Consider the following 2,997-nt stretch of genomic DNA (forward strand, 5'->3'; position numbering starts at 1 on the left):
CCCCCCCCCCCCCCCCCCCCCCCCCCCCCCCCCCCCCCCCCCCCCCCCCCCCCCCCCCCCCCCCCCCCCCCCCCCCCCCCCCCCCCCCCCCCCGGCCCTATGTCGTCCATGGCCAGCGGGGAGACGGTCAGCCGCACAGCCGGGGGCGACGCGAGCCGGAAGCGGGCACCGGGCGCCACCGCCCAGCCCGCGTGCAGAAGGCGCGCCACCGCCGCGGTCTCGTCGGGCACCGGCAGCCAGACGTTCATCCCGCTCCGCCCGTACGCCGTGACCCCGCGCTCGCGCAGCGCCGCGACGAGCGCCTCCCTGCGCCGCCCGTACGACGCGGCGACGGCCGCCGGGTCCACGGCGCCGCTCCGCGACAGATGCGCCACGGCGTCCTGCAGGAGATGGCTGACCCACCCGGGGCCGAGGCGCTGCCGCCCGCGCACCCGGTCCACCGTGACGGCATCCCCGGTGAGCACCGCGAGCCGCAGGTCAGGGCCGTACGCCTTGGCGGCCGAGCGGACGACGACCCAGTGGTCGGTGGCGCCGGCCAGCGGCCGCAGGGGGAGATCGACGATGCCGTGGCCGTGGTCGTCCTCGATGAGCAGGATCCCCGGGTGGTCCGCGAGGACGGCGCGCAGCTCACGCGCGCGTGCCGCGCCGATCGCCGCACCCGTGGGATTCTGCGCCCGGTCGGTGACGACCAGGGCCCGCGCGCCCTCGCGCAGCGCGCGGTCGGTGTCCTCGGGGAGCGGGCCGTCGTCGTCGACGCGCACGGGGACGGGCCGCAGCCCGAGGGCCGGGACGAGGTCGAGCAGGCTGCCCCAGCCCGGGTCCTCGACGGCGACGGCGTCACCGGGCCGCAGGTGCGCGACAAGCGCGCGCTCCATGCCGTCGAGCGCGCCCGAGGTGACCGCGACCGGCCCCTCGGGCACCCCGTCGGCGGTGAAGGCGGCGCGTGCCATGCGCTCCAGCTCGGTGTCCACCGCGGGCTCGCCGTAGAGCACCGGGCGCTCGGCGCTGCGGGCGGCCGCGGCGGCGAGCGCCGCACCGAGCGGGGGCAGGAGCGCGGGATCGGGGTTGCCCGTGGAGACGTCCCGCACGCCTTCGGGCGCCTCCACGCGGATCAGCTCGCGCGAGGTGCTGGCCGGGCGGTGGCGCACGCGGCTGCCCCGGCGCCCGGCCGTCTCGATCACGCCCCGGTCGCGCAGGAGGCGATAGGCGGCCCCGACCGTATTGGGGTTGACGTCCAGCTGCACGGCCAACTCGCGGATGGGCGGGAGCAGTTCGCCGGGCGCGAGCAGCCCGGCTCCCACGGCCCGCTCCACGCTGGTGGAGATGTCCGCTGCGCGGCGTCCTTCGATCCGATACTCTCCTAGCACAAAGCCCAGTATGCACTAGTGCAATGGAGTTCGCCATGGCAATTCCCGTCGACCCCGCCATGCCCGCCGCATCCGCCACACCTGACGCTTTCACCCCATCTGACGCTTCCGCATCGTCCGTCCCGCACGGCCGTAGCGCGTACGAGCCCACCGAGCGCACCACGCCGACCCGCTACCGCGACCGCGCCTCCTACGACCGGGAACAGGTCCACGCGATCCTCGACGCGGGCAGCGTCTGCCACCTCGGCTTCCTGCGCGACGGCGCCCCCGCGGTCCTGCCGACGCTCTACGGCCGGATCGGCGACCGCCTCTATGTGCACGGCTCCACCGGCTCGCGCCCTCTGCGGGACGCGAGCCGGCGGGAGGGTGACGGCATGCCGGTCTGTCTGACCGTCACCCACCTCGACGGCCTGGTCCTGGCCCGCTCCGCCTTCCACCACTCGCTCAACTACCGCTCGGTCGTGGTGCACGGCACGGCCCGGCAGGTGACCGAGGAGGGCGAGCTCCGCGCCGCCCTCGACGCCCTCGTGGACCAGGTCGTGCCGGGCCGGTCCGCGGACTCCCGCCCGCCGACGGCCAAGGAGCTCGCCGCGACGGCCGTCCTGCGCATCGACCTCACGGAGGTGTCCGCGAAGATCCGCTCCGGGGGCCCGTCGGACGACGCGGAGGACGTGGCCCTCCCGCACTGGAGCGGCGTCGTCCCCGTGACCACCGCCTACGGCACGCCGGTGCCGGCCGACGACCTGGCCCCGGGCATACCGGTGCCCGCCTACGTCACCGCGCTCTGACCGGTTCGGCCGCCACCGGGGCGCGCGTCTCGGCGACGGCCAGCCCCGCCACCGCGCACAGCAGCACCACCGTGCCCAGCGCGGTCGCGGCGGTCAGCCGTTCACCGAGCAGCAGCACCGCGACGACGGCGGCGGTGACCGGCTCCAGGAGGGTGATCACCGTGACGGTGGTGGCCCGCACGACGGCGAGACCCGCGAAGAACAGCGCGTAGGCGAACGCGGTCGGCACGCTCACCAGATACGCCGTCATCGCCAGCGTGCGGCCCAGTTCACGGGTGTGCGGCCACAGCCCCTCCGCGGCCGCGAGCGGCAGCAGGCACACGGCGCTGACCGCGAAGGACGTCAGCGTCGTGGTGAACGGATCCGACGCGCGCCCGGCGCGCCCCACATGACGGCCGTGGACGGTGACGACGGCGTAGCCGGCGGCCGAGAGCAGCGCCAGCCCCACGCCGGCGGGGCGCACCGCGCCCGTACCGTCGTTGCCGAGCATCAGCACGGCCAGCCCGGCGAAGACACCGGACACCGCCGACCGGCCGCCCGCGCCGAGCCGTTCACCCATGAACAGCCGCCCGCCCAGGGCCGCGAGGACCGGCGCGGCGCCCAGCGTGACCACGGTGCCGACGGTGACACCGGTCGCCTCCACCGCCGCGAAGTAGGCGGCCTGGAAGACGGTGAGGCCGGCACCCGTGACGAACAGCCGCGCGCACCGGCCCGGCAGCGGCTCGTACGGCCGGGCGGGGCGCGGGGGGGGGGGGGGGGGGGGGGGTGGGGTGGGGGGGGGGGGGGGAGGGGGGGGGGGGCGGGGGGGAGAGGAGAGAGAGAGGAGAAAAAAGCAGAAAGAA

The 2,997-nt window shown here is 76.7% G+C and carries 2 protein-coding genes and 1 pseudogene; 1 reads left to right on the forward strand and 2 read right to left on the reverse strand.

Annotated elements, in window-relative coordinates:
* Positions 1-1,367, reverse strand: a 1,367-nt coding sequence (locus tag ACZ4A5_RS29855) for an aminotransferase class I/II-fold pyridoxal phosphate-dependent enzyme (protein WP_467591000.1), incomplete at its 3' end; no start/stop codon positions are given.
* 35 nt (positions 1,368-1,402) lie between these two features.
* Here ACZ4A5_RS29855 and ACZ4A5_RS29860 point away from each other — a divergent pair.
* Entirely contained in the window at positions 1,403-2,155 is a 753-nt protein-coding gene (locus tag ACZ4A5_RS29860; protein WP_467591003.1) for a pyridoxamine 5'-phosphate oxidase family protein, read from the forward strand.
* On the opposite strand, the pseudogene ACZ4A5_RS29865 reads toward ACZ4A5_RS29860, so the two are convergent.
* A pseudogene (locus tag ACZ4A5_RS29865) lies at positions 2,142-2,888 on the reverse strand (DMT family transporter); the annotation flags it as partial. The gene ACZ4A5_RS29860 and the pseudogene ACZ4A5_RS29865 overlap by 14 nt on opposite strands.
* Positions 2,889-2,997: the final 109 nt, after the last annotated feature.

It is taken from the genome of Streptomyces sp. NPDC025618, from assembly GCF_055558795.1.